Origin of the sequence: Salinibacterium sp. NG22, from assembly GCF_015864925.1 — a bacterium.
In the GTDB taxonomy this organism is placed as follows: domain Bacteria; phylum Actinomycetota; class Actinomycetes; order Actinomycetales; family Microbacteriaceae; genus Rhodoglobus.
On the sequence record NZ_JADYWG010000001.1, the window covers coordinates 1,760,801 to 1,784,165 of the forward strand.

The window sequence follows — 23,365 nt, forward strand, 5'->3', positions numbered from 1 at the left end:
TCAATTACCGTCGCAGTTCGAAGCTAGTAGTGCCGATCTTGATCGGCGTATTCAACGGAATCGGCGTCGGAACGCTCACCCGCTGGCCAGCCAAGAAAGTGCCGTTCGTGGAATCCAGATCCTGAACAACCCAGCTATCGGCCCAACGCAACAAGCGTGCGTGATGGGTTGAGGTGTAGTCGTCACGGATAACCAAGCCGGACTCGCTTGAACGGCCGATAGTCAGCTGCTCTTCGGGGAGCGAAATCTCTAGCCCCTCTTTTGATCCAGAAACAATTACAAGGCGCGTGGCATCAAGCGAGCTTCCGTCGGCAGGAGCTGGCGGTACGGGGCGCGTGGGCTGGGCTGCGGCGGGAGCAGGAGCGGTGGGAGCGGCGGCTTGTTGCGCCTGAGCTGCGCTCTGTACGGGCATCCGACGCACCTTTTCTCCGAAGAGATCGGAGCGCAGCGCGTAGACGATAGCGAAGATGAAGCCCCACATGATGGCCAGGAACGCGACGCGCAACAAAAGGAGGGTTAGTTCACTCATAGGGTGAACCCCCCGTCGTCGCGACGATCAGCGGGCTGGTCGACATCTGCAGATTGGGCAAGCACACGGAATACGATACGGGTTCGACCGATATCAATCACGGATTCCGGCGCGAGTGGTGCACGAGAAACAGGAGATCCGTTCAATTTTGACCCATTTGTGGAGTTCAGGTCGTTAACTTCAGCCCGGCTGCCATCCCACAGGATCTCCACATGCTTGCGGGAAATGCCATTGTCGTCGACGGTGATGTCGGCTTCGCTGCCGCGACCGATGATCGTACGGGCGTGTTTGAGGGTGTGACGGGTGCCGTTGATGTCGAGCACCGGAGTCCAGGCCACGGTGCCCTTCACGTTGACGGAATCGACTTCGATCATTCCCTGGCTGAGAGAGTCATCGGGGGCAAGAACGATAGAGATGCCGCCTGAGAACGAATAGTGCTGGGCGGTAGCGTGACGCTGCACCAACTCGGTCAGTTCGGAGATGAGCGTGCTGCCGAGGCCAGCCATGCGCTGATAGTCGCTTTGGCCGAGGCGCACGGTGAAGTTGTTGGGTACGAGGATGCGTTCTCGCGATACAACGGCGGCCTGCGTGTCGAGTTCGCGGCGCAGGGCGCTCGTGATTTCGACGGGTTGCAGACCACTTTTAAAGGTCTTAGCGAAAGCGCCATTGACGGCGCGTTCGAGACCTCGTTCAAAGTTGTCCAGAAGACCCAAAGCTCTCCTCGTTGTGGCTCGTTGTAGTACGTCGATGTTAGCCGGTGCTTGTGGCTAACCCGTTACCCACGGTCGAGCAATTAGGGCAGGAGACCCATCGGGTCAACACGAGTGCCGTTGACGTAGGTCTCGAAGTGGAGGTGGGCGACGGTGACGTAACCGGTGCTGCCGCTCAGGCCGATGGGGGTGCCTGCTGCCACAGTTTGGCCGGGGGAGACCATTTGCGATCCTGCAATCATGTGCGAGTAGAGGGTTGAGACTCCGCTGCCGTGATCGATCTTGACGTACTGGCCCCAGCCGCCACCGTAGGTGACTTGGGTGACAACTCCGGGGGAAGCGGAAACGATTGTCGCCCCGCTGCCGGTCATAATGTCGATGCCGCCGTGGAATTCTGAACCGCGGTAGCCGAAGCCGTCGTTGACGGGAGCGTTGGCGGGCCAGACGGCAAGGAATCCAGCGAAGGCTCCGTCGTAGGTTCCCGCAAATGAACCGGAAGCGCCCGCGGAGTAAACCTCTGCAACGGGCTCTGGCTCAGGCTCAGGTTCTTTGATCGAGAGCTTGTCGCGCTCTGCGGCGCTGATTTCGGTTTCTACTGAAGAAGCAAAGGACTGGATCGGCACACTCTGAACAGGCTCAGTCGTGGCGACGGCAGCAGACTGCTGCAAAATTGCGGATGCCGACGCTGCAGAAGCAGTCGACTCGATATCGCGCGACGAAGGCTCCATGTGTGCTGCGGCTGGAACAGTCACACTCACGACAACAGCCATGATTGTGCTGATGATCAGCAATCGTTTCACGCGGTAACCCCCAGGGGTGTGGTCTGTAGTTCTGTCTGGTTGGACAGATTTTGGATCAAGTCTGGTTGAACCCGTGGCTTTAGGCACACGGACAGCTATCGATTCTATATGACGAAGCTGGGAATCGTCACTGTTGATCTTCTGGGCATGGAATCGCTGAACCACTGGGCGCTGTGATAATCTCACTCAGTTGAGTGTTCAACTCAACCCACGCGTGAGTGGCGGAATTGGTAGACGCGCACGGTTCAGGTCCGTGTGTTCGAAAGGACGTGGGGGTTCAAGTCCCCCCTCGCGCACAGTGAGAAATAGCTCTTGTTGTGGCAGTTCATGCCACAACAAGGGCTATTTTATTTCTGCGGCCGATGTGCTTAAACGCGCCTAGGGTGACGAAGGCGTCTCGAGGTTGACGAACCGAGACGGAACAAGCTCGACTTCAACCACGCTGGGGTCGATCCCGCTCTCGGCGATCTGAGCGGCGAGTTCATCGGTGTCAGGCGCCGGAAGAGGCCCCGTCACCCGCAGGAATACCCGATTGAGACCGGTGTTGACGGTCACCAAATCCCAGCCGGCCTCGTCAGCCCACTGCTCAGCCGCGGCCCGGATCGTGTTTTCTCGAACAGTAGCGGCACCCGTGTTAATCGAAGAGATAGTGAGGGGTATTGCGACCAGCACGAGCATCGTCGTGATCGCGATGCCCGCTTTGTGCTTGTGCATGATTGACATCGCTGGCGCCGAGTTGAGCGCGGGGGAGCGCTGGACCTTGAAGAGCGCCATAACGACGACACCGGTCGCAAGAATGGAGGCGACATTAGTGACGAAGAGCAACAGTGCGCCCAATGACTCTTCGAAGGCGCCTGATTCCAAAGTTAGCCCCGAAACGACGAGCGGTGGCACGAGAGATATCGCAATAGCGACTCCGGGCAGGGTGTCGGAGATATCGCGACGGATGAGAGCGAAAGAGCCCACAACTCCGGTAGCGAGCGCAGCAAGTAGATCGATGAGTCCGGGGTGCACGCGGCCTGCAACTTGATTGTTCGTCGCCGCTACTACGTCATTCGCCACGAGCAGGCCGACAATAAAGCCGATTCCGATCGCTACGGCGGCACCCGTCGCCATGAGCGCAATGGAACGTACAAGGTTGACGCGATCTCCCAGCACAGTAGAGAGCATCGTTCCCTGGATGGGAAGCATCATGGGCGCTACGATCATGGCGCCGATGACGGCAGCGGTCGATTCGGCCACGATTCCGGCGGCGGCGATCGTGGATGCCAGAATCAGCAAAATCCAGAATCTACTCAGCCGTTGCCCACGATCCGTTCCTTCAAAGAGAACCGCGTTTCGCATGTGCTCGATGCCGTTGCGGTTTGTTGGCGGAAGATCATTCGTCACTGCATCCATAATCGGTATCAGGCCCCCTGCCTGCGAACTGCATCCTGAGGATTATCGTGCTGCTTAATCAGTTCTTCTCGTAGACAAGGGTGCCTGCGAAGTAGGTTGAAAGCACTTGAGTGTGCGCCAGAGCTTCGGCGTCTACGTCGTGCGGATTTCGATCGATGACAATCAGGTCGGCGTATTTTCCGACCTCGATGCTGCCAATCTGGTCCTCCGACTGCAACTGCCAGGCTGCGGAGGTCGTGTGGGCCTTCAGCGCGGCGTCGAGAGTGACTCCTTCGGCGCCATCCAACACTCTGCCCGTGTTGCTCCGTCGGGTCATCGCAACGGCCATGTTGCGAAAGGGCTCGAGCGGAGTGACGGTGCCGTCGTTATGGAACGTGGTGCGGATGCCGGCGGCAACAGCGCTCTGAGCATCCGCCCATTTCGTTCCTGGCCCACCGAATAGTTTGTCTACGAGAACATCGCCCCAATAGTGGATGTGGTCGACGAAGACGCTCACGGTAACGCCCAAGGCGGCGGCACGTTCGCATTGTGCCGGCGTGATCGCACCGACGTGCTCGAGACGAAAACGATGGTCGCTGAGGGAGAGTTCGGTGATGACGGCTTCCCACGCGTTGAGGACACTGTCTATGGCGAGGTCGCCGTGCGCATGGCAGGCGAGTTGCCACCCTTGAGCTGCGTAGGCTCGCGAGATTTCACGAAGTTCTTCTTGGGAGAAGTTCGCGGCGCCCCGGTGATGAGGCTTGAGACCCATCGCCGCTGTCGTCGGATTCGTGAGGTAGGAAAAAGAGGTCGCAATATTGCCGACCCAGGGGGATCCGTCGGCCCACGTTTTGATTCCGACCTGTGCAACCACGTCATCGCCGTTAACTCGAGCTACCGCGCTCGTGCCGCCGGGATGCGACATCTCGTACAACCGAAGGCGCGCCGTGAACTCGCTGTGCTCCCTGGCCGCGTCGAGCAGAGCGGTCTGAGCGGGATTCCACGACATATCGCACAGGGTCGTCACGCCGACCGTATTGGCGCGCGTGAGCTCCGCGGTAATAAGGCGACCGAACTCTGCATACGACTTACTGAGGAAGGGCCCCGCGACAGTGAAAATAGCCGCCGTCTCGTGGGCCACGCCCGCCAGCTCGCCGTCTTCATCCCTGCCATAAGATGCCCCGGGTGGATCGGGAGTCTCACGAGTGATGCCGGCCATAGCTGCTGCTGCCGAATTGAAGAATGCGCTGTGGCCCGAATTGTGAACGATCACCAGGGGAACATCGCCGGCGAGCTCATCGAGGCTTGCGCGCGTGGGATCGACGAGCCCCACCTGAAGCAGCGGGTCCCAGCCGTTGGCTAAGACCCCATCAGAGTCGCTAGCGACTGCAGCGCGAATGCGCTTCATCACTTCGTGGGGATCCGTTACGATTACGGGCCGAATGTCGACCACGTTCTCACTCAACAAAACGGCACTCGATGTCGGGTGGCCGTGTGGCTCGATGAGGCCGGGCATGAGCACGCCCTCGCCAAGGTCAACGATTGTCGTGTCAGCGGAAAGCCGTGACCGAAGATCGCCTTCTTCTCCGACGGCGCTTATCCGATCGTCTTCTACAAGAACCGCGCTGGCGCGGGGAGCATCGTCGTTGAGGGTGAGGACCGTACCGACGAATAGCGTCGAAGACATGCCGTTTCCTTTCAGGTGCCGCTGAGTGAGGATCTCTCCAAAACTCTAGCGGCGCTTGATTGGCGGCCGGGGCATCCTCGCCGGGGAAGTCCTTAGCGAACCTGGCGCGAGGTGAATTGCATCTGCGGGTTCGCGTAGAACTCTTGCGACTCGACGAGCTGCAGCTCGCGCTCGCCCGACTCGAGAGTCTTAGCGAGGAGGTCGAAGACGCTGGACGCGGTGCGAGCCAGGGCATCCGCAGCGTCGCCGGTCTGCGTGAAGTGGGCGGTGAAGAGGGCGGCGGTGACGTCACCGGAACCATTGGCCTTCATCGGAAGCTGCGGGGTCTGCACGATCCAGGCTCCGGCATCCGTCACGACCATCATCTCGATGGTGTCGGTCTCACGGTCGGGGCGCTCGACGCTCGTCACGAGAACCGTGCTGGGGCCCATGGCGCGGGCGAGATCTGCGGATGCCAGCGTCGACTCAATGGTGTCGGGCTCGGTTTCGGTGAGAAAACCCAGCTCGAACTGGTTAGGCGTGATGATGTCAGCGACCGGGACCACGCGCTCACGCAGCAGGATCGGGATGGCCGGGGCCACGAAGCATCCGGATTTCGCATTGCCCATCACCGGGTCGCACGAGTAAATTGCGCGGGGGTTCGCTGCCTTGACGCGTGCAACCGTGTCGATGATGACATCGCCGATGCCCTCGCCGCCCTGGTAGCCGGAGAGCACGACATCGATCTGGGGGAAGACGCCGCGATCCTCGATGCCGGCGATAACTTCAGACACATCGCTCGGGTCGATCATCGGTCCGCGCCACGCGCCGTAGCCGGTGTGGTTAGAGAAGTTGACCGTATAAACGGGCAACACCTCAACGCCGATGCGTTGCAGCGGGAACACCGCGGCTGAATTGCCGACATGGCCGAACGCGACTGCTGACTGAATCGAGAGGATCTTCATCCTCTAATTCTCCCACCTTCCACTCTGTGTCTGCTGCAACGGCAGGTGCTATCGCGCGGTTGAAGCGCTCAGGCTGTGACCTCGGTCTTCGCCGTATCGGACTTCGGTGACTTCTTGACGTCGAGCGTCGTCCACGATTTCTTGAGCAGGCGCTGGACTGAGCCGTCGAGCAGCACAGCGACCACCAGAGTGGCACCGATAAGGATGGTCTGCAGGAACTGCGAGACGCCCATGATGACGAGGCCGTTGCGGAGCACTCCCACAAAGAGCAGACCGGACACGACGCCCGTAATGCGGCCCATGCCTCCCTCAAGGGCGACACCACCAAGCAGCACTACCGTGAGGGCCTGAATCTCCATACCGTTGCCTACCGTAGGAGGGGCGGACTGTAGTTTGGCGGCGAGCAGAGTTCCTGAAATGGCGGCAGCAACTCCGGTAGCGACGAAGAGCGAGAAGATCGTGCGGGGAACCCGGATGCCCATGAGGTGAGCGGCCCGCGGGTTACCACCGATTGCGAGCACATTGCGGCCCAGCGAGTTTCTATTCAGGACGTACCACGCCAAGAAAACGCCGACGGCAAGGATGATGATTTGAAGAGGCACGGGCCCGATTGTCATCGTTCCGAGCGCTTTGAAGGAATCGGGGAATCCCACCAGGGTCGAACCCTGCGTGAGGAACAACGCTAAGCCGCCCCACACACTGAGGAACCCGAGTGTGATGACGAGGGGATTGAGCTTGAGGTACGCAACGAGAAGTCCGTTCAGCGCCCCGGTGATCACTCCGACCACAATTGCGGCCGCAAAGCCCCACAGCGCAGAGTTGGTTTCGAGCATCACCATGGCCGATACGACAGCGCTCAAGCTAGCGACGGAACCTACGGACAGGTCGAGAGTTCCCGACATGACGAGGAATGCCAGAGGCAGAGCGATGATTCCCAGCTCAGCGATCTGCAAAAGAATGGTCTGGCCATTTGCAAGGCTGAGGAATCGCGGATTCATCGACGCAAAGAAGATGATCATCACGAGGAGAGCGATGAATGTCCCGTTCTGAGCGAGAGCGATTTTGATGCGGTTCATGCGGGGCTTCTTTCGGCTGAAGTGAGATCAAGAAGGGTGTTGAGGAGGCGCTCTTCGTAGCCTCCAGTGCGGTGGAGTTCCTGGTGGCGGCCGTGGGCCAGCACGTAGCTGCGGTCGCACAGTGAAGCGATTTCGTCGGTTTCGGCTGACGCGATGATGATGCTCACTCCCGTTGCGGCGAGTGCCCGGAGGGCGAGCTTGATGTCGTGCTTTGCGCCGATGTCGACCCCCTGCGTTGGTTGAGCGAGCAGGAGCACCTTGGGGGCAACGGGGAACATCCATCGGGCGAGGAGGTGCTTCTGACGGTTTCCGCCGCTGAAGCTCGCAATGGGAGCGTCGCCATCGGGGCCGACGACATTGAGGGTGTCCCGGATGGTGGCGTACTGCTTCGTCATTGCTGCGCGCCCTAGGCGGCCGCGCCAAGGAAGAAACGTGTTGTCGATTGCACTCATGCCGACGACTAGTCCGTCGACCTCACGATCGGCGGGAACAAGGTGCACACCACTTTTGATCGCATGTTGGGGAGACAGGGCTCGATATCGTAGCCCGGAGAGTGTTGCGTCGACAGCCTTACCGAGGCCGAAGAGTTCGGCAAGGAGGTCGAACTGTTCCCCGGCGGCCATGCCGAAGAGCCCCACGATTTCGCCGTCGCGGAAAACTAATGGGCGATCGTCGTCATTGACCACGAGACGTTCTTCGCCGACCTCGGGATGCCATTCGGAATCGAAGTCGACTTCGGGGGCAAGGGCTGCTGAAAGTGCAGCGAGGCTCATGCCGCTGGCGGAGTGATCCATGACGAGTTCTCCGCCACGCAAAACGACAATGCGTTCGCATACTTCGAGGATGTCGGGAAGACGGTGCGAAACGTAAATGATCGCGGTTCCCTGACTAGCGAGGCGGCGAATGAGGTCGTGCAGCGCTTCCGTTTCGGCGGCGCCGAGGGCTGCCGTCGGTTCGTCGAGCATGAGAACTTTCATCTCACCGGCGAGGTAGCCTCTGGCCAGATCGACGAGTTGGCGTTCGCCTAGAGTCAGCGCACCAACGGGGACGTCAAGCGCGAGTCCTTCCGCGCCGACTGAGTCAAGTGCTTCGCGGCCGCGGCGCAACCGTTCTGCGCGGCCCGGCACATTCGATCGAGCAAGGAACAGGTTGTCGATGATCGAGAGGTTAGAAGCAAGTGCTGGCTCCTGGTGGATGACTGTAATCCCGCTGTGAGCAATCTCGCCTGGTGTAGATCCGGCAGGGATTTTTTCGCCGTCGAGCCAGAGAGCACCTGATGTCGCTGTGGCAGCCCCTGTTGCCACATTCAGCAGGGTGGACTTGCCTGCGCCGTTGTGGCCGAGCAGGCCGACGATTTCACCCGCTTTGATGGAGAGATCGATGCCATCAACCGCGAGAGTTGAGCCGTAGCGCATCGTGATCTTGTCGAAGCGGAGTCGAACGCTCTCAGTGGTGGATGTCATGACTTGCTCTCTTTTAGAAGTCCCGCCGCCGACACCCAATGGAGTCGACGGCGGGACAAGTGCTGCGTGCTTACTGAACGTAGAAAGATTCTGCGTTCTCGGGAGTGACCTGAATCGAGGTCAGCACGGTGTCTTCGAGTTCTTCGCCGGCCGCGGCCTTGAGCAGAAGCGAGGCGTTGCTCTCTGCGAGCAGCTGAGCGGGCAGGATGAAGGCGAAACGCCACATGCTGTTGGCATCCTTCACGATGTCGAGCGTCTCGTTGGTGGCGTCAAGCGAGCCGACGAGGTAGCTGTCGTCATCCGCTGCTACGCCGGAGTCGAGCAGGGCCTGGTAAACGCCGGCCGTGTTGTCGTTGCTTGTGCCCAACCAGATCTTGGTGTCGGGGTCGGCGATGAGCTGGCTCTTGGCGTTGTCGTTACCTTCGGCGCGCGAGATGCCGGGGAGCTCGTCAATTACGGCGTTGGAGGCGGTCTCGAGGAGCGCATCTGCGATTCCCTCGGTGCGACCCTTTCCGAGGTCCGAAGTCTTGTCGGCGATGAGAGCAACCGTTACTTCAGCTTCGTCAGCCATGTTCTCGTTGATCCACTCGCCAGCAGCGGTGCCGAGGAGGCGACCGTCTTCATACGCGTCGATGATCGTGCCGTACTCCACACCATCCCACTTGACGGCGTAGCCGAGAACGGGGATACCGGCAGCTTGAGCGCGCTCGGTTACAGGAACCATGGCGTCACTCTGCACGGGGAAACCCATGATTGCTTTAACGTCGCCGCGCTGGATCCATGCGTCCCAGTCAGAAACTTGAGTTTGGACATCCCACTGTGGGTCGCTCGTCAGGAATTCATACCCGGCGTCTTCGATGATCGGCTGCATGATCTTCAGCTGGTCGTTCCAGATGGTGATGTCCATGCCGGCGAAGCCCATGGCGATCGCACCGTTGGTTGCGGGCGTGCTTGACGAGTCGTCTGCAGCGCTGCTGCAGGCTCCGAGGCTAAGAGCGAGAACGGATGCTGCTGCGACCGTGCTTAGAGCTCGGCGGCGGAAACGTGATGAGGTTATAGACATTGCTGTGTCCTTTATGGGAAGTGATGCTGCGGAAGGACTGCGCCCACTGAGGGCGGGCGCAGATAAAGCGGGCCGTGCGAGAAAAGCTGCGGAGTTAGTGGCTCACAGGGAATGATCAACGACCATGCGGCGGCCAGTGGAGGCTCGCAGATCGTCAATTGCACGGGGTGCTTCGGCTACGGGGATGGTGTCGCCGATCAGCTTGTCGAGGGGAAGTTGGCCGCCTAAATACAGGCGAGCGATCCGAGGAAAGTCGACCTGAGGTCGTGATGAGCCGTAGTTGCAGCCGAGGATACGTTTTCCGGTTGCCACGAGGTGCCAGGTCTTGAAGCCAACTTCAACATCGCGCGCAGGCATTCCCACGAGAACGGCTGCCCCACCCGGCTTCAGGTAGTCAGGAAGGCGAGCGGATGTCGCGGCGAGGCCAATCGCGTCGAACGCGTAATCCACGCCGCCGTTGCTGATGGCCACGATCTTCTCGGCAAGTTCTGGGTCGTCGCCGCGGAGCGTGTGCGTCGCGCCGAATTCTGCTGCGGTCTCCAAGCGGTCGGGGGAGAGGTCGATCGCGATGATGGTGCTGGCGCCCACAAGCTTCAGGCCCATGATGATGGTCTGGCCAACACCACCGCATCCGACGACGACGGCAGATTGCCCTGCGCGAACGTCGGCGGTGTTCATGACAGCGCCTACTCCGGTCGTGACCGAGCATCCGATGAGTGCTGCCACTGCTGCCGGCACTTCAGCCGGGATGGGCACGACGGCCGAGCGGGGCACGACTGCGTAGTCGGAGAACGTTCCGACTCCGAGGTACGGACGGACTTCGTTGCCGTCGGCCGCGGTGAGAGGCGTGGTGCCATCGGGCAATCCGTTGGTTGCAGCTCCTGAGGCTTGGCACAGCCAAGATTGACCGGCGATGCACGAGGCGCAGGTGTTGCAAGGAGCGAACCAGGAGAGCACCACTTGCTCGCCGACCGTGAGGTCGCTGACGCCATCTCCAATAGCTTCGACGATTCCGGCACCTTCGTGCCCAAGAGCGACGCGGTGGTCGAATGGCCAGTCACCGTTGATGACGTGAAGGTCGGAGTGGCAGACGCCGGCGGTTGTCATGCGAACGAGCACTTCACCGGCACGTGGATCGGCGACAGCAACTTCTGCGAGATAGGGCTCGGTGCCGACGCCATCGAAGAGGAGAGATTTCATGTGCGTTCCTGACTGCTGAAAGAAAACGTGGGCAGAGGTGGGGTTCATGAGCAACGAACATTTGTCGTGTCTGATGGCCATGGTTCCGACTGCCAAAACCGTGCGTTCCGGTTCGTTGAAGCAACGCTAGATGTAGCAAAGAGTCATAGGCAATGTCGCATTTGTGCGACTATTCATGATTCAGTGTGCAATTGCCCAAAATTCCGAAGAAATGAATCGCTAGGAATCACTCGCGAAACATGCTGGAAATATGAGTCACGGTGAGTGCAGTACAACTAACGCAATTGCGGCATCCCGGGGAACCGTGATGTCGAGACCCGTGACCTGGCGAAACGTGCTGAGCCGGTTAACAACGGTGTTGCGGTGACAGAAGAGACGTTCCGATGTTAGCTTGATCGATCCAGTCTCGGAGTACGCCAGTACCGCGCGCACGAGGTGATCCCGTTCGTACTGGGTGCACTCGGCGAGAGCTTCGCGAACATCCCGTCCAAAGTCAGGGATTGCGGACGCCAACAAATCTCGGGCCACGGCTAGCCAGGCTTCGTTGGTTCCCAGCATGCGAGGGTGGGACGATCGCGAGGCTTGACGGGCGAAGAGGGCGGCGGCATCTGCAGCCGCGGGGACGTTCGCAAGGCCGATCACTTCGTCGATGTAGCCGCCGGGGAGGTTGGCGAGTTCTTCCGCGACGGACGTGCTTGCAGTGGGGGTGCCCTGCTCGCGAAACATGCAAAATCCATCGCCACGGTCATACCCAAACCAACTCGACGAGATTGTTCCTCTCGCGAGTTGCAGTTGAAGTTCCGCTACGCCTTCGCCCACGACCAGCACAATCTCGAACTGCGCAGCGGCGGAGACGCCAAGCCCATCCGCGATCTCCGCGACCAACTCGGGGCGGGTGAGGTCGCTGGTGAACAGGCGCGACACGTGGCGCGCGGTGAGTAGGCGAGAGTCGCGGCTCAGGCGTGCTTGTTCCGCTAAGAAAGACTGCTGCACTTCGCTCACGTAGTCCTCAACGGTGGTCAGCACGCGTTCGACGTTGCGCACAAGCAGAGCGTCCGAGTCTGGGCCGGCATGCCGTTGAAGGGAGTACCAGAGCACCCGAAAGTCGAGACGGATTGCCTCGAGGAGCACATCTTCGGGAACGCCCTGACGCGCTCGCCGTGCTCCAAACTCGTGAGAGAGGGATTTCAATTCCTGGGGGAGTGGCTTATTACCCAGCTTGTGAAGCAGCATGGTGAGCGTGTCATGCGCGGTTCGCGTGAGGTCGCTTTTATCAACCATCCGCGGTTCGTAGTAGTCAGCTTCGGCGAAAAGCTTGAGGAAGTCGGCGACGATTTCCTCAATGTGAGCAAACAAGCGATCGACGAGACTCGACCACTCCTCATCCACTGCGCTTTCGACCCGTGTCGGTTTAGTGTCTCGTGCCTTCATCGCAAACCCCGATCAGGGCCAAGCCCCGTGCTTTGGTGATCTGCACAGCCTATTGCGTATTCTGATCGCAAAATCCCATTGATAGTGACTTTCTGCACCGGTTAACTAGGGCCACCAATGTCGGGAAGTTCCGGCATCCATTGACGTCGACTTCGATTCCCTATCTGAAGGTGGCCCTGTGCTCATCGACACCATTATCGAAAACGCGAAGATTGTCACGATGGACGAGGCGCGCCCGCGCGCCCACAGCATCGGAATCAATCACGGTGTGATTGTCGGAGTCGACGACGAGTTGACCGGAATCACAGCGTGCAACCGCATCAACGCGCACGGTGCGACCGTGGTGCCCGGCTTCAACGATGCTCACGCACACAGTGTCTGGTTCGGGCTCACGCTCATCGAAGCCGATGTGAGTGGCGCGACTGCTCTGAACGATATTTACGATGTGATTGCCGCAGCCGCCGCACGCTCGGAAAGCGACGGCTGGATCATCGCAAGCGGCCTCAACCACCACGCGACCGGCGGCCAGTACCCTGACCGGGATGCCCTCGACCGGGTTTCCAACGGCCGGCCGGTGTGGATCAAACACAGCTCGGGTCACGCTTGCGTGCTCAATGGTGTGGCGCTGAAACTCGTCGGTGCTGAGAACTCAGCACCACCGGTGCCCAGCGGAGGACGCGTCGTCGTCGACAACGCTGGCCGCCCCACCGGGCTGCTTGAAGAGACCGCAATGAGTCTCGTTCAGGCCCTCGTGCTGCCGTATCCATTGACGGTGATTGAGGACGCTCTGGCGAAAGCCACCACTCAGTACGCTCGCGAGGGCCTCACAAGCGTGACGGATGCCGGTATCGCCGGTGGCTGGATCGGGCACAGTCCCCGCGAATTCGCCGGCTATCAGAATGCTAAAGATGCGGGAACGTTGCGCTCTCGCATGCAAGTGATGATCAGCCTGGACGCGCTTGAGGAGCTCCCCGGGCACAGCGAAGACTCCGCCGGAGTGGGACTCTCTGCGGGCATCCGTTCTGGAGCTGGCGACGAGTGGTTACAGATCGGCCCCACCAAGATCTTCACTGATGGCTCGCTTCTTGCTTCCACAGCGCTCATGACCGAGCACTACGAAGGCGCCGCCCACAACCACGGTTACCTACAGGGAGACCCGGACTCATTGCGGGAGCGCGCGTTGGCGGCTCACCGCACGGGATGGGCGCTCGCATTGCACGCCATCGGCGATGGGGCCTTGGATTTTGCTCTCGACATTCTGGAAAGCGCGCGCAAAGATACGTCGAGTCACGGAATGCCGAACCGAATCGAACACGGTGGCGTCATCCGACCCGATCAGATGCAGCGACTGGCTGAATCGGGCGCGAGCGTTGTGCCGCAGCCACACTTCATCCGACTATTCGGGGACGGGATGATCGAACGCCTAGGCGCCGAGCGGGCGCAATGGAGCTATCGCGCCCGTTCCTTCCTCGACGCCGGCGTCGTGCTTCCCGGAAGCTCGGACCGCCCGGTTGCCCCTGGTGCACCCCTCGCAGTGATGCAGTCCTTCGTTGAGCGGCTGACCCAGTCGGGAGCGAGCTATGGCGAGGGGGAGCGAATCACGGCCTACGAAGCACTGCGGGCGTACACCGTCGGTTCTGCAGCAGCCACAGGGTGGGCTTCTCGCAAGGGCACGCTGGCGCGCGGAATGCTTGCCGACCTCGTGGTGCTGGGAGATAGCCCCGTGGATGTTCGGCCCGACCAGATTGGTCAGATTGAGGTCGTTGCAACCATCGTCGGCGGGCTAGTGAGCCATGACGCCAGTGGCCTGTTCTCGGCTGTTTCCTCCGTAACAGAACTGCGGGAATCAGCGCGGCGCTAGCGTAACGCGGTTGGGCGGGCTCGAGCGGCATCCGCGCTGGAGCCGTTGTGTGAGGTTGCTTCGGCACGGCTAGCATTGCGCGCCAAGATGTAGAGCGACGCTTCTGCCGGAAGCCGCAGATCCAAGCCGGTGACTCGTTCGAGGCTGTCGAGTCGGTTGGTAATGGTGTTGCGGTGGCAAAAGAGCGCCCGCGAAGCCAAGGCGATAGAACCGCTTGTCAGAAATTCGTCTGCGGTGCGCTCGAGCACGGCACGCTCAGAAGCGGGCAGTTTTAGGAGTGCGTCGACATGGCGTTGGTGAATTATCCGCCCAGTATCGAACGGATTCTGAAAGACAGAGACATGCCAAAAGTCGGTGACATTTACTAGGCGAGTATCGCTGGGCGGCAAAACTAGCGCCACCGCCTGGGTGACCCGAATTGCGGCCGGAACTGACGAGATTCCGGGGATACCGTCGAGCATCAGAACTTTATGTTCGTGCGTGATCGCGTTGAGCGGCATGGAGCCCTCACGTGGCATCTGCGCTATGAGCACCGGTCCGGACTCGGTTTCGTGCTGGTGGGCGACGATCCCGGCCCGGTGCAAAGTATCGTTCAGGCGATCGAGCGACTCATCCACTCTGTCGGCGTGCGTGAAGATCGTGAAATCGCTTTCCGGCGCGAACGACAACACCGCACACGCCCGAGTATTGAGGACGTGGTTCTTACCGTCAGTTTCGAGGAGGCGAGTAAACCACAAGCGTCGCTCATCCTGACGCACTTGAGCCATGCCAAATTGTGTGGCGGTGTAAGCACTGGTGAGTTCTTGGCTGTGCCGCTCAATCGCATCCCAAATTCTCGGGACGCTGTCGAACACTTCACGCATTTCGACATCGGTGGTGTGTGTCGAGATTGCCTCCCACATCACGCGGTAGTCGAGACGGATCGCCGACATCACATCCACGAGGGGAATTCCTTGCAGCGCCCGAGTGTGGCCGACGCGCTCCGAGACGTCACGGGCTTCGGAGGGGATCTCATGCCCGCCGATGTCTGTGAGAAGGCGGATGAAGATCATCCGGCAATCGGCGATCACACGATCCAAGTCGACGAGGCCCTCTGTGTACACCTCGATCGTGCCGAGCTGAACTGTCCATCGTTCAACGAGGGTGTCGACTTCACTCAGGCACGCCCTGGTGGCGCGGGAGAGGATTGTGGGCACAGAGAGCTCGGTCAATTTCAATCACATTTCGAACAGATTTCAGTCTGTGCAGATGCACACAATGTCTGCTCAATGATACGCGTATCCGTGATTGCTGGAACTCAACATCGTTGGAATCATTGATTCACCGGTTCTATCGTCAGCAAACCCTGACCGCACACGCCTCGTTATCGAGGTGTGCAAATGGTCAGAGGGATCCTGGCGGGGTGAACAGTTCTCCCGAGATCGCTCGCCGACTTCAGCGGAGCAGCAGGAAAGCACAAAGAGGGCATTCGCCTTGAGCGCTCTTGCCACAAACGAAGAAGGGACCCGTCCCCGTGGACGCTAACGACATCACCACCGACGCCGCATTCTTGGCCGACTTTGCCACCATGAGCCTGTTCGGAGCCACCGGATCCGGTGGCGTTGACCGTCAGGCCGCCAGCGCTGCCGATATCGAACAGCGACGTTGGTTCGCTGGGTTGCTCGAATCTCACGGATTCACTGTGGAGTACGACCGCATCGCGAACCAGTTCGGTCTTCTCGAACTGGTGCCCGGTGCTCCCTACGTCATCGTCGGTTCTCACATGGACTCGCAGCCGACCGCCGGCAAGTACGACGGCGCGTACGGTGTTCTCGCTGCTGCGCACTCGGCCTTCCGCCTTAAGGAAGCGTGGGAGCAGGGTTCGGTTACTCCTGCCTACAACCTCGCAGTCGTCAACTGGTTCAACGAAGAGGGTTCACGCTTCGCGCCATCGATGATGGGCAGCTCGGTATATACCGGCAAGATGGCGTTGGAGACGGCGCTCGCCGTCACCGACCACCTCGGCGTCACGGTTGAGGAGGCGTTGGCTGACACTGGCTTCGTGGGCACGGGTGATGGTCCTCAGGCCGTTGGTTGTGCAGAGATCCACATCGAGCAGGGCCGTCTCTTGGAAAATGCCAAGGTCACGATCGGCCTGGTCACGGCCACCTGGGCTGCCAGCAAGTACCGCATTGTGATCAACGGTGAGCAAGCTCATTCCGGCGCGACTGTAATGGAGGATCGTCACGATGCCCTCTTCGGCGCTTCGCTGCTCGTAGTCGCTGCTCGTCGTCTCGCCGACCGTTTCCCCGGCAGCCTCCACACTGCTGTCGGTCAACTGGATGTCTACCCCAACTCGCCTGTTGTCGTAGCCTCACGGGTCGCCCTTCTGCTCGACCTGCGGTCAGGCGACGAAGCAGTTCTGAAGGAAGCCGATGAGATTCTCGCCAGCACCATTGCCGAGATTGAAGCGGATGCCAAAGTCTCGGTCGACATCGATTTGTCGCACTCGTGGGGCATCAATCCTTACCAGTCTGAGGGCGTCGACGTCAGTCGCTCCTCGGCGGAAGCACTGGGCCTTTCGCACATGGACATCATGACTGTTGCCGGTCATGACTCGACCAACATGAAAGATATTGTTCCCACCGTCATGCTCTTCGTTCCCTCGGTCGACGGAATCTCTCACGCTGAAGGCGAGTACACCACCGACGAAGACCTCGTGGCCGGTCTCGCTGTTATCGCTGAGGTGACTCGCCGTCTGGTGGCGGGAGAGCTCGCGCCGGTGGCATCCGATTCAGTTGACAAGGAACTTTCATGATCGACTACGCGGTCACAGACCCCGCTACCGGTCTCGTTGTCAAACGCTACGAGACCGCGACCGACGCACAGGTAGCAACGGCTGTCGCTTCAGCAGGCGAGGCCTATCGCCAGTGGCGTCTCGTTCCTATCGCGGAGCGTGCGGCAATGCTGCGGAAGGTTGCTGATCGCTACGCTTCCGATCGCGAACGGCTTGCTGAGATAATCATCCGCGAGATGGGCAAGACCACCGCGGAAGCTCTTGGCGAAGTTGACCTGTGCGTGAGCATTTATGCTTTCTACGCCGACAACGCGGAGGCGTTCGCGGCTGACAAGCCCATAGATGTGGCATCCGGTTCGGCTTATGTTCGCAGCGAACCCATTGGCGCCCTTCTGGGCATCATGCCGTGGAACTACCCGTACTACCAGGTCGCCCGTTTTGCGGCGCCGAACCTCGCATTGGGCAACACGATGCTGCTCAAGCACGCCCCGAGCTGCCCAGAATCGGCCGAAGCTATTGCCGAGATCTTTGCGGATGCCGGATTGCCGGAAGGCGTGTACGTCAACGTTTTCGCCACCAACGAGCAGGTCGAGACGATCATCGGGAGCCCCGTTATTCAGGGTGTCTCGTTGACCGGTTCTGAGCGTGCTGGGCGTGCCGTCGGCGCGATCGCGGGCCGCGAGATGAAGAAGCTCGTTCTTGAGCTCGGCGGATCGGACCCGTTCATTGTTCTTGACGATGCTGACCTCGATGCAGCTATCGCCGGTGCGGTTGCAGGCCGGATGGGCAACGCCGGTCAAGCCTGCAACGCCTCGAAGCGCATCATTGTGCTCGATGCGATCTACGACCGTTTCGTTGAGGGTTTCGTGGCTCAGGTTCAGGCGCTGAAGGTGGGTGAGCCTAGAGAGGGAGGCGTCGCCTTCGGCCCCCTGTCATCCGAGGCCGCTGCTGCTCAGGTTGTTGGTCAGGTAGAGGATGCGGTCGCTAACGGCGCAACGCTCCTCACTGGCGGTGGTCGCATCGATCGCCCCGGTGCCTATGTGCAGCCGACCGTCATCGCGGATATTCAACCAGGCACCCGCGCCTACAGCGAAGAAATATTCGGACCGGTCGCTGCCGTGTACCGGGTTGCGGATCAGGATGCCGCTATCCGCCTCGCCAACGATTCGCCGTACGGACTCGGAAGTGTGATCTTCACTACTGACGACGTGCGAGCTCAGGTTGTTGCCGAACAGCTCGAAGTCGGCATGGTCGCAATCAACGCCCCGTCGCAAACCCAGGCCGACCTCCCCTTCGGTGGAGTGAAGTCATCAGGAATGGGCCGAGAGCTTGGCGAATACGGCATGGCCGAATTCGTGAACCGCAAGCTCATCCGTCGGGCGTAGTTTCGCGAGTGGGGGAGTGGCCGCGTCGCGGCTGCTCCCCTTTTCTGTTTTCCTGACTAGCGGCGCCCGAGCTCCACGAGCTTGCGCTCGCGCATCGCGAGGAACAGCGGGAAGGTGAACGCGAAGGCCGTGATGCCCGACAGCACGATGTAGAGCCAGGCCCGCTTCATCCCGAGTCGGCGCGCTTCGATGATGATCAGGATGCTGCCCGCAACGGCCACGACGAGAAGGTCGACGCCGAGCGAGTTGACGGCCGGGCCGCTGCCGAACCAGTCGCCGAGGTAGTCACGCATCTGCACGATTGCCAGCGCGTTGAAGATCCACGTGCCGACCAGACCGACGACGGAGAGCACCGCAAAAGTGATCGCGGTCGCATTCCAGTGGCGGAGAAGAGCGGGACGCTTACGGTCGTGGGGTTGAGGGGACATGCTCCGTAGACTCTCGCACCACAAGCTCTGGGCGCAAGAGAACCGAGCTGCCCGGGTCGGTCGACTCGTTCGAGCCGCGCTCGACAGCCTCCGAAACGGCAAGCTGCGCCATCCGCGTGATGGGTTGGCGAACGCTCGTCAGTGGCGGGTCATAAAGGTCAGCGAGGATGATGTCGTCAAAGCCGATCACAGAAACATCGCGCCCGACCTTGAGCCCCAAATCGCGCAGGCCGCGGCAGAATCCCAGTGCCGTCATGTCATTGATCGCTACCACCGCAGTGGGGGCATTCTTCGGGTCAGCGAAGAGGTCGCGTGCGGCAGCCCGCCCCACTTCGGCAGCTTCGACGTCGCCGAAGTGTGCGGCATCCATCCCTGTCCATTGCGGCATGTCAGCGACCGAGAGTCCAGCAGCTTCGATGGCATCGCAATACCCGCGGTAGCGCGCTGAACGGTTGACCGAGCGAATCGAACCAGACACAAAAGCGATGCTGGTGTGACCCAATTCCAGAAGGTGAGCGGTGGCGACCTGGCCGCCCACGTTGTTGTCGATGCTGATGCTCACCACCGATTCAGGATCGTTCGGTTGAGCTGGTCGATCAAAAGTGACAAGACGGAGGCCCTCGGCGATCACATTGCTGACGTGATCGAGCGACGGCAATGAGGTGCAGAGGATGATGCTGCGCACGCCGTCTTCCCACAACTCTTCGACATAGCGGCGCTCGCGTTCGGGATCGCGCTCGCTGTTGCAGAGCAGAACGCTGCATCCCAAAGCCAGCGCTGCCACCTCAACCTCGTGAGCGAATGCTCCCCAGAATGGGTTGCCGACAGATGGCACGACGAGGCCAACGGTTTGAGTTTTGCCATTGCGCAACTGGCGGGCCGCACGGTTGGGCCGGTAGCCGAGTTCTGAGATCGCCGTCTCGATGCGTGTTCGTGTCGCAGCGACCATTCGACCCTGACGGTCGTTGAGGAAGTTGGAGACGGTGCTGGGGGAAACGCCAGCGGCCTGCGCCACATGCTGGATGGTTACTCGAGCCACGTGACCTCCTTTGGTTGATGGCGATCCTGATGATCGCTGTTTCAGTGTAACGATTTATTAGTTTTCGGCAAACGGCCTCTGAACCACTCGCGCCAGCGTAGAACCTATTCAAATAAAACCTATTGACGTAACGAGACAGACTCGTCTATGGTCAGTGCATCGTTACACCGATTTCACCCACCCCCCTAGGAAATCGGCCAGGAATCGAATGAGCCGACGACGACGTCGCGGAACGAAGGCACTGGAGCCGTCGCTCAATCTCAGCTTGAGAGGACATGCACATGGAAGTGAAGTCACGAATGCGCCGCACAGCATCGGTCGCGATGGTGGCCCTGTTGGGTCTCGGTCTCGCCGCCTGTTCAGCAGGAGAAGCAGACGCTGATCTCAACCCCGACGAGGTTTCGGGCGAGATCAGCCTGCTCACCCCCATCTTTGAAGGAAGCCCAGGGCAAGACCTTCTCGAAGACGAGCTGCTTCCGCAGTTCTACGAGGAGTACCCCAATGTCACGGTCAACGTGGACTACACGACCTATGGCAACCTCAACGAGAAGCTCACGACGGCTGTCGTCTCGGGCCTCGTGCCCGACGTGATGCTCATGGGCGTCGGCTGGATCGAAGCCTTCGCCGACAAGGGAGTACTTGCCGACCTTGGCGAACTCGGCTTGAGCGAAGACACCCTCAAGGAGAGTTACACCGACGAGATCGTCGAAGCCGGCATGTGGGACGGCAATGTCTACGCCGTACCGATCATGCTCGACACTCGCTTCGGAGTCGCTCGCATGGACATCCTCAAAGAAGCTGGTTACGACAGCCCGCCCTCCTCGTGGGAAGAGCTCATCGAGATCGCCGAAGCGACCACCGTGCGCTCATCCAACGGTTCGCTTGAGCGTGCAGGCTTCGACATGATGTCGCTGGATGCCCGCCAAGCCTTCGAAACGATTCTCTTCTCGGCCGGCGGCGAACTCTTCAATGACGACGCAACGGCACCCGCCTTCAACAGTGATGAAGGTGTTGCGGCTCTTGGCCTCATGGCTGACCTCGTGAACAAGTACGAAGTTGAAGACATCGGCTTCACGTCGACGGATGACATCGTGAACCCGCTCATCAATGGTCGGGCCGCAATGGGCATCGCTCATAACAACCTGTGGACGCAAGCGCTCGAAGCGGATGAAACCGTGCTCGACAACCTTGAGCCCTTTGTGATTCAGGGCGAAGCATCCGGCATGTTCTTCGGCGGAACCTTGGCGACTGTTGCCAACAACTCGAAGAACCCGCAGGCAGCTCGCGCACTCCTCGAGTTCCTCTCGAGCCCTGACGCAGCACTCGCGGCCAACGAACAGCGCGGCAACGTGCCGGCTCTGACCGAACTGCTCGACTCTGACTACGTGCAGTCGAACCGTTTCGTGCAGTTCGCCATGGAGAACTTGGATGTCGCCCAGCGCGAGGGTGGCCCGTCACAGTGGCTTGAGGTGCGTGGCGATTTCGCCCCCGCAGTTCAGGGCGCTCTGCTCGGACAGAAAACTCCCCAGGAAGCACTTGACGATCTCGCTGCTCTCGTTCAGACAGCAATAGACCGCTAGTTCCTCCCCTGAGTGCCCGGGCGACCAACCCGCCCGGGCACTACCTCCCCAGACTTCAACCACACGAGGGCGTGATGACCACTACAGAGCGACACCCCATTCGCAGCGCGGAAGCGGCAGCGAAGCAGGGTTCCCCATCCACCGCACCGAAGAAACGCAAGCGGATCAGTACCGCGGAGAAGAAGCGTCGCCGTGCTGGCTGGCTGATGATCACGCCATCGGTGATCCACGTAGGACTGTGGACACTGATCCCTGTTATCGCGACCTTCTATCTTTCGTTCACTGACTACGGCATCTTCGAAGCGCCGAAGTGGATCTGGTTCGACAACTACGTCGAAATGTTCAACGACGCCGTCTTCATGCAGTCCATCGGCAACACCATTTGGTACACGTTCTGGACAGTGCCCGTATCAATGGCCGTCGCTGTCGTGGTGGCCGTGCTGCTGAATCAGGGCCTGAAGCTGCAGAAGTTTTACCGCACCGCCTTCTTCCTTCCTCAGGTCACCGCCACCGTCGCCATCGCGATGGTGTGGCTGTGGATCTTCAACCCGCAGTACGGTCTGCTCAACGCCATGCTGGAAACGATCGGCATTCCCGGTCAAGCCTGGCTCGTCGACCCGCAGTGGGCGCTGCCCTCGGTGATCTTGGTCGGCGCGTGGCAGGGCATCGGAATCAAGATGCTCATCTACATCGCGGCACTGCAGAACATTGACGAATCGCTCTACGAGGCAGCATCGCTCGACGGCGCATCCTCCATTCGCAAGTTCTTCAGCATCACCGTTCCGATGCTCAAGCCGGCCACGTTCTTCGTCTTCATCATCTCGATCATCGGCGCCTTCCAAGTGTTCGACCAGATCTACGTGCTCACCGACGGTGGCCCCGCGAACGCCACGACGATGATGACCTACGAGGTCTACCGCTCGGCGTTCCAAGAATTCCGGATGGGAATGGCATCCGCTCAGTCGGTCGTGCTCTTTGCCTTCCTCCTCTTTGTCACTCTCATTAGCCGTCGCGTCACCAAAGAAGAGGACTAGTGATGACTCTCCCTACTATCAAAGCCCTCGCGATCAGCGAGCAGGTCACGGTTGTTCCGCGCAAGCGGTGGTTCCACCACGCGAAGGGCCGTCAAGCGGCGCTCATCAATGTGGCGCTGATCCTCGGCTCGATCACCATGCTGGTGCCGTTCCTGTGGATGGTGCTCACGAGCCTCAAGTCGCCGGCCGAACTGGCACAGTTTCCGCCCACGTTCTTTCCGCAAGAGTGGATGTTCAGCAACTACGCGGCGACTCTGGATGCTGCGCCGTTCGGCCTGTACTTTCGCAACAGCTTTGTGATCGCCACCACTCACACCCTCATCACTGTCGTGTTGGGCTCCATGGCGGGGTACGCGCTGGCGCGTATTTACTTCAAGGGGCGGGAGGCGATCTTCCTCGCTTTTATCGCGATGCTGATGATCCCCACCTACACGAAGATCGTTCCGCAGTTTCTCCTCGTGAAGTTCATGCCCCTGTTCGGTGGCAACGACATCCTCGGCCAGGGCGGTAGCGGTTGGCTCGACACCTGGTGGGCGCTCATCATTCCTGGTGGGCTCAGCGCTTCCGCTATCTTCCTGTTCCGTCAGTTCTATTTGTCACTGCCGAAGGACTTGGAAGAGGCAGCGCGTATTGATGGCCTGGGAGAGTTCCGCATCTTCGCCCAGATCTACACGCCGCTCATCAAGCCAGCGATCGCGACCGTCGGGCTGCTGACGTTCCAAGAGAGCTGGAATAACTTCCTGTGGCCCTTGCTCGTGACGACCAGCAGCGATCTGCGCGTGATTCAGGTGGGGCTCGCAGTGTTCCAGCAGCTCGACAACACGCAATGGCAGTACCTGATGGCCGGAACGACGATGGCGACGGTGCCCATGGTGGTGCTGTTCATCTTCGCCCAGAAGTACTTCATTCAAGGCTTCACCAACGCTGGCATCAAGTAGCGGAATAGCACGGTAGCCACCCTGAACGACTGGCGGCACCGCAC

General features: G+C 60.2%; 20 protein-coding genes and 1 tRNA gene. 7 read left to right on the forward strand and 14 right to left on the reverse strand.

The window, feature by feature from the left end:
* Window positions 1-4: 4 nt before the first annotated feature.
* From I6E81_RS08590 to I6E81_RS08600, 3 genes are all read right to left on the reverse strand, one after another.
* Entirely contained in the window at window positions 5-529 is a 525-nt protein-coding gene (locus tag I6E81_RS08590) for an FHA domain-containing protein (RefSeq protein ID WP_197106900.1), read from the reverse strand.
* On the reverse strand, window positions 526-1,242 hold the full coding sequence (locus I6E81_RS08595) for a DUF3662 and FHA domain-containing protein (RefSeq protein ID WP_197106901.1): 717 nt from the start codon (window positions 1,240-1,242) through the stop codon (window positions 526-528). Before I6E81_RS08595 ends, I6E81_RS08590 begins: the two co-directional genes overlap by 4 nt.
* A gap of 80 nt (window positions 1,243-1,322) precedes the next feature.
* On the reverse strand, window positions 1,323-2,039 hold the full coding sequence (locus tag I6E81_RS08600; RefSeq protein WP_307784130.1) for a M23 family metallopeptidase: 717 nt from the start codon (window positions 2,037-2,039) through the stop codon (window positions 1,323-1,325).
* Between the two features lie 212 nt (window positions 2,040-2,251).
* Between I6E81_RS08600 and I6E81_RS08605 the strand changes: the two genes are divergently transcribed.
* Window positions 2,252-2,335, forward strand: a tRNA-Leu gene (locus I6E81_RS08605).
* A gap of 82 nt (window positions 2,336-2,417) precedes the next feature.
* On the opposite strand, the gene I6E81_RS08610 is transcribed toward I6E81_RS08605, so the two are convergent.
* The 8 genes from I6E81_RS08610 to I6E81_RS08645 form a co-directional block, all read right to left on the reverse strand.
* Window positions 2,418-3,428, reverse strand: a complete 1,011-nt coding sequence (locus I6E81_RS08610; RefSeq protein WP_197106902.1) for a DUF389 domain-containing protein — start codon at window positions 3,426-3,428, stop codon at window positions 2,418-2,420.
* Window positions 3,429-3,495: 67 nt separating this feature from the next.
* Window positions 3,496-5,103, reverse strand: a complete 1,608-nt coding sequence (locus tag I6E81_RS08615; protein ID WP_197106903.1) for an amidohydrolase — start codon at window positions 5,101-5,103, stop codon at window positions 3,496-3,498.
* 92 nt (window positions 5,104-5,195) lie between these two features.
* Window positions 5,196-6,047, reverse strand: coding sequence for a pyridoxal kinase PdxY (gene pdxY / locus I6E81_RS08620; protein WP_197106904.1), 852 nt, complete (start codon window positions 6,045-6,047; stop codon window positions 5,196-5,198).
* Window positions 6,048-6,115: 68 nt separating this feature from the next.
* Window positions 6,116-7,123 (reverse strand): ABC transporter permease, encoded by a 1,008-nt coding sequence (locus I6E81_RS08625; RefSeq protein WP_197106905.1) that lies wholly within the window; start codon window positions 7,121-7,123, stop codon window positions 6,116-6,118.
* Window positions 7,120-8,586 (reverse strand): ATP-binding cassette domain-containing protein, encoded by a 1,467-nt coding sequence (locus I6E81_RS08630; RefSeq protein ID WP_197106906.1) that lies wholly within the window; start codon window positions 8,584-8,586, stop codon window positions 7,120-7,122. The genes I6E81_RS08625 and I6E81_RS08630 overlap by 4 nt, the downstream gene beginning before the upstream one ends.
* 70 nt (window positions 8,587-8,656) lie before the next feature.
* On the reverse strand, window positions 8,657-9,649 hold the full coding sequence (locus I6E81_RS08635) for a sugar ABC transporter substrate-binding protein (RefSeq protein ID WP_197106907.1): 993 nt from the start codon (window positions 9,647-9,649) through the stop codon (window positions 8,657-8,659).
* Window positions 9,650-9,751: 102 nt separating this feature from the next.
* Window positions 9,752-10,849, reverse strand: coding sequence for an alcohol dehydrogenase catalytic domain-containing protein (locus tag I6E81_RS08640; RefSeq protein WP_197106908.1), 1,098 nt, complete (start codon window positions 10,847-10,849; stop codon window positions 9,752-9,754).
* Window positions 10,850-11,104: 255 nt separating this feature from the next.
* Complete coding sequence (locus I6E81_RS08645) at window positions 11,105-12,280, reverse strand: helix-turn-helix domain-containing protein (RefSeq protein WP_197106909.1); 1,176 nt, start codon at window positions 12,278-12,280, stop codon at window positions 11,105-11,107.
* 178 nt (window positions 12,281-12,458) lie between these two features.
* On the opposite strand from I6E81_RS08645, the gene I6E81_RS08650 reads away from it, so the two are divergent.
* Complete coding sequence (locus I6E81_RS08650) at window positions 12,459-14,141, forward strand: amidohydrolase (protein ID WP_197106910.1); 1,683 nt, start codon at window positions 12,459-12,461, stop codon at window positions 14,139-14,141.
* Here I6E81_RS08650 and I6E81_RS08655 read toward each other — a convergent pair.
* Entirely contained in the window at window positions 14,138-15,352 is a 1,215-nt protein-coding gene (locus tag I6E81_RS08655; RefSeq protein ID WP_197106911.1) for a helix-turn-helix domain-containing protein, read from the reverse strand. The genes I6E81_RS08650 and I6E81_RS08655 overlap by 4 nt on opposite strands.
* 302 nt (window positions 15,353-15,654) lie before the next feature.
* Between I6E81_RS08655 and I6E81_RS08660 the strand changes: the two genes are divergently transcribed.
* Both I6E81_RS08660 and I6E81_RS08665 read left to right on the forward strand, forming a co-directional pair.
* Entirely contained in the window at window positions 15,655-16,938 is a 1,284-nt protein-coding gene (locus I6E81_RS08660; RefSeq protein WP_307783750.1) for a M20 family metallo-hydrolase, read from the forward strand.
* On the forward strand, window positions 16,935-18,302 hold the full coding sequence (locus tag I6E81_RS08665) for an NAD-dependent succinate-semialdehyde dehydrogenase (protein WP_197106912.1): 1,368 nt from the start codon (window positions 16,935-16,937) through the stop codon (window positions 18,300-18,302). The genes I6E81_RS08660 and I6E81_RS08665 overlap by 4 nt, the downstream gene beginning before the upstream one ends.
* Before the next feature lie 56 nt (window positions 18,303-18,358).
* Here the strand turns inward: I6E81_RS08665 and I6E81_RS08670 are convergent, their stop codons facing one another.
* Both I6E81_RS08670 and I6E81_RS08675 read right to left on the reverse strand, forming a co-directional pair.
* A complete protein-coding gene (locus tag I6E81_RS08670) occupies window positions 18,359-18,730 on the reverse strand; it encodes a DUF2834 domain-containing protein (protein ID WP_231603896.1) in 372 nt (123 codons plus the stop codon).
* Window positions 18,705-19,769 (reverse strand): LacI family DNA-binding transcriptional regulator, encoded by a 1,065-nt coding sequence (locus tag I6E81_RS08675; RefSeq protein ID WP_197106913.1) that lies wholly within the window; start codon window positions 19,767-19,769, stop codon window positions 18,705-18,707. Before I6E81_RS08675 ends, I6E81_RS08670 begins: the two co-directional genes overlap by 26 nt.
* A 281-nt stretch (window positions 19,770-20,050) precedes the next feature.
* Between I6E81_RS08675 and I6E81_RS08680 the strand changes: the two genes are divergently transcribed.
* From I6E81_RS08680 to I6E81_RS08690, 3 genes are all read left to right on the forward strand, one after another.
* Window positions 20,051-21,349, forward strand: coding sequence for an ABC transporter substrate-binding protein (locus I6E81_RS08680; RefSeq protein ID WP_197106914.1), 1,299 nt, complete (start codon window positions 20,051-20,053; stop codon window positions 21,347-21,349).
* A 74-nt stretch (window positions 21,350-21,423) separates the two neighbouring features.
* A complete protein-coding gene (locus I6E81_RS08685; protein WP_197106915.1) occupies window positions 21,424-22,383 on the forward strand; it encodes a carbohydrate ABC transporter permease in 960 nt (319 codons plus the stop codon).
* 2 nt (window positions 22,384-22,385) lie between these two features.
* The gene (locus I6E81_RS08690; RefSeq protein WP_231599614.1) at window positions 22,386-23,321 is read left to right on the forward strand and encodes a carbohydrate ABC transporter permease; all 936 of its coding nucleotides are present in this window, start codon (window positions 22,386-22,388) and stop codon (window positions 23,319-23,321) included.
* Window positions 23,322-23,365 lie beyond the last annotated feature (44 nt).

Excerpts from the sequence above, each read along its gene's own strand:
- I6E81_RS08590 (WP_197106900.1), bottom strand. The coding sequence starts at position 529 with ATGAGTGAACTAACCCTCCTTTTGTTGCGCGTCGCGTTCCTGGCCATC.
- I6E81_RS08615 (WP_197106903.1), bottom strand. The coding sequence starts at position 5,103 with ATGTCTTCGACGCTATTCGTCGGTACGGTCCTCACCCTCAACGACGAT.
- pdxY (WP_197106904.1), bottom strand. The coding sequence starts at position 6,047 with ATGAAGATCCTCTCGATTCAGTCAGCAGTCGCGTTCGGCCATGTCGGC.
- I6E81_RS08625 (WP_197106905.1), bottom strand. The coding sequence starts at position 7,123 with ATGAACCGCATCAAAATCGCTCTCGCTCAGAACGGGACATTCATCGCT.
- I6E81_RS08630 (WP_197106906.1), bottom strand. The coding sequence starts at position 8,586 with ATGACATCCACCACTGAGAGCGTTCGACTCCGCTTCGACAAGATCACG.
- I6E81_RS08635 (WP_197106907.1), bottom strand. The coding sequence starts at position 9,649 with ATGTCTATAACCTCATCACGTTTCCGCCGCCGAGCTCTAAGCACGGTC.
- I6E81_RS08640 (WP_197106908.1), bottom strand. The coding sequence starts at position 10,849 with ATGAAATCTCTCCTCTTCGATGGCGTCGGCACCGAGCCCTATCTCGCA.
- I6E81_RS08645 (WP_197106909.1), bottom strand. The coding sequence starts at position 12,280 with ATGAAGGCACGAGACACTAAACCGACACGGGTCGAAAGCGCAGTGGAT.
- I6E81_RS08665 (WP_197106912.1), top strand. The coding sequence starts at position 16,935 with ATGATCGACTACGCGGTCACAGACCCCGCTACCGGTCTCGTTGTCAAA.
- I6E81_RS08670 (WP_231603896.1), bottom strand. The coding sequence starts at position 18,730 with ATGTCCCCTCAACCCCACGACCGTAAGCGTCCCGCTCTTCTCCGCCAC.
- I6E81_RS08680 (WP_197106914.1), top strand. The coding sequence starts at position 20,051 with ATGGAAGTGAAGTCACGAATGCGCCGCACAGCATCGGTCGCGATGGTG.
- I6E81_RS08685 (WP_197106915.1), top strand. The coding sequence starts at position 21,424 with ATGACCACTACAGAGCGACACCCCATTCGCAGCGCGGAAGCGGCAGCG.
- I6E81_RS08690 (WP_231599614.1), top strand. The coding sequence starts at position 22,386 with ATGACTCTCCCTACTATCAAAGCCCTCGCGATCAGCGAGCAGGTCACG.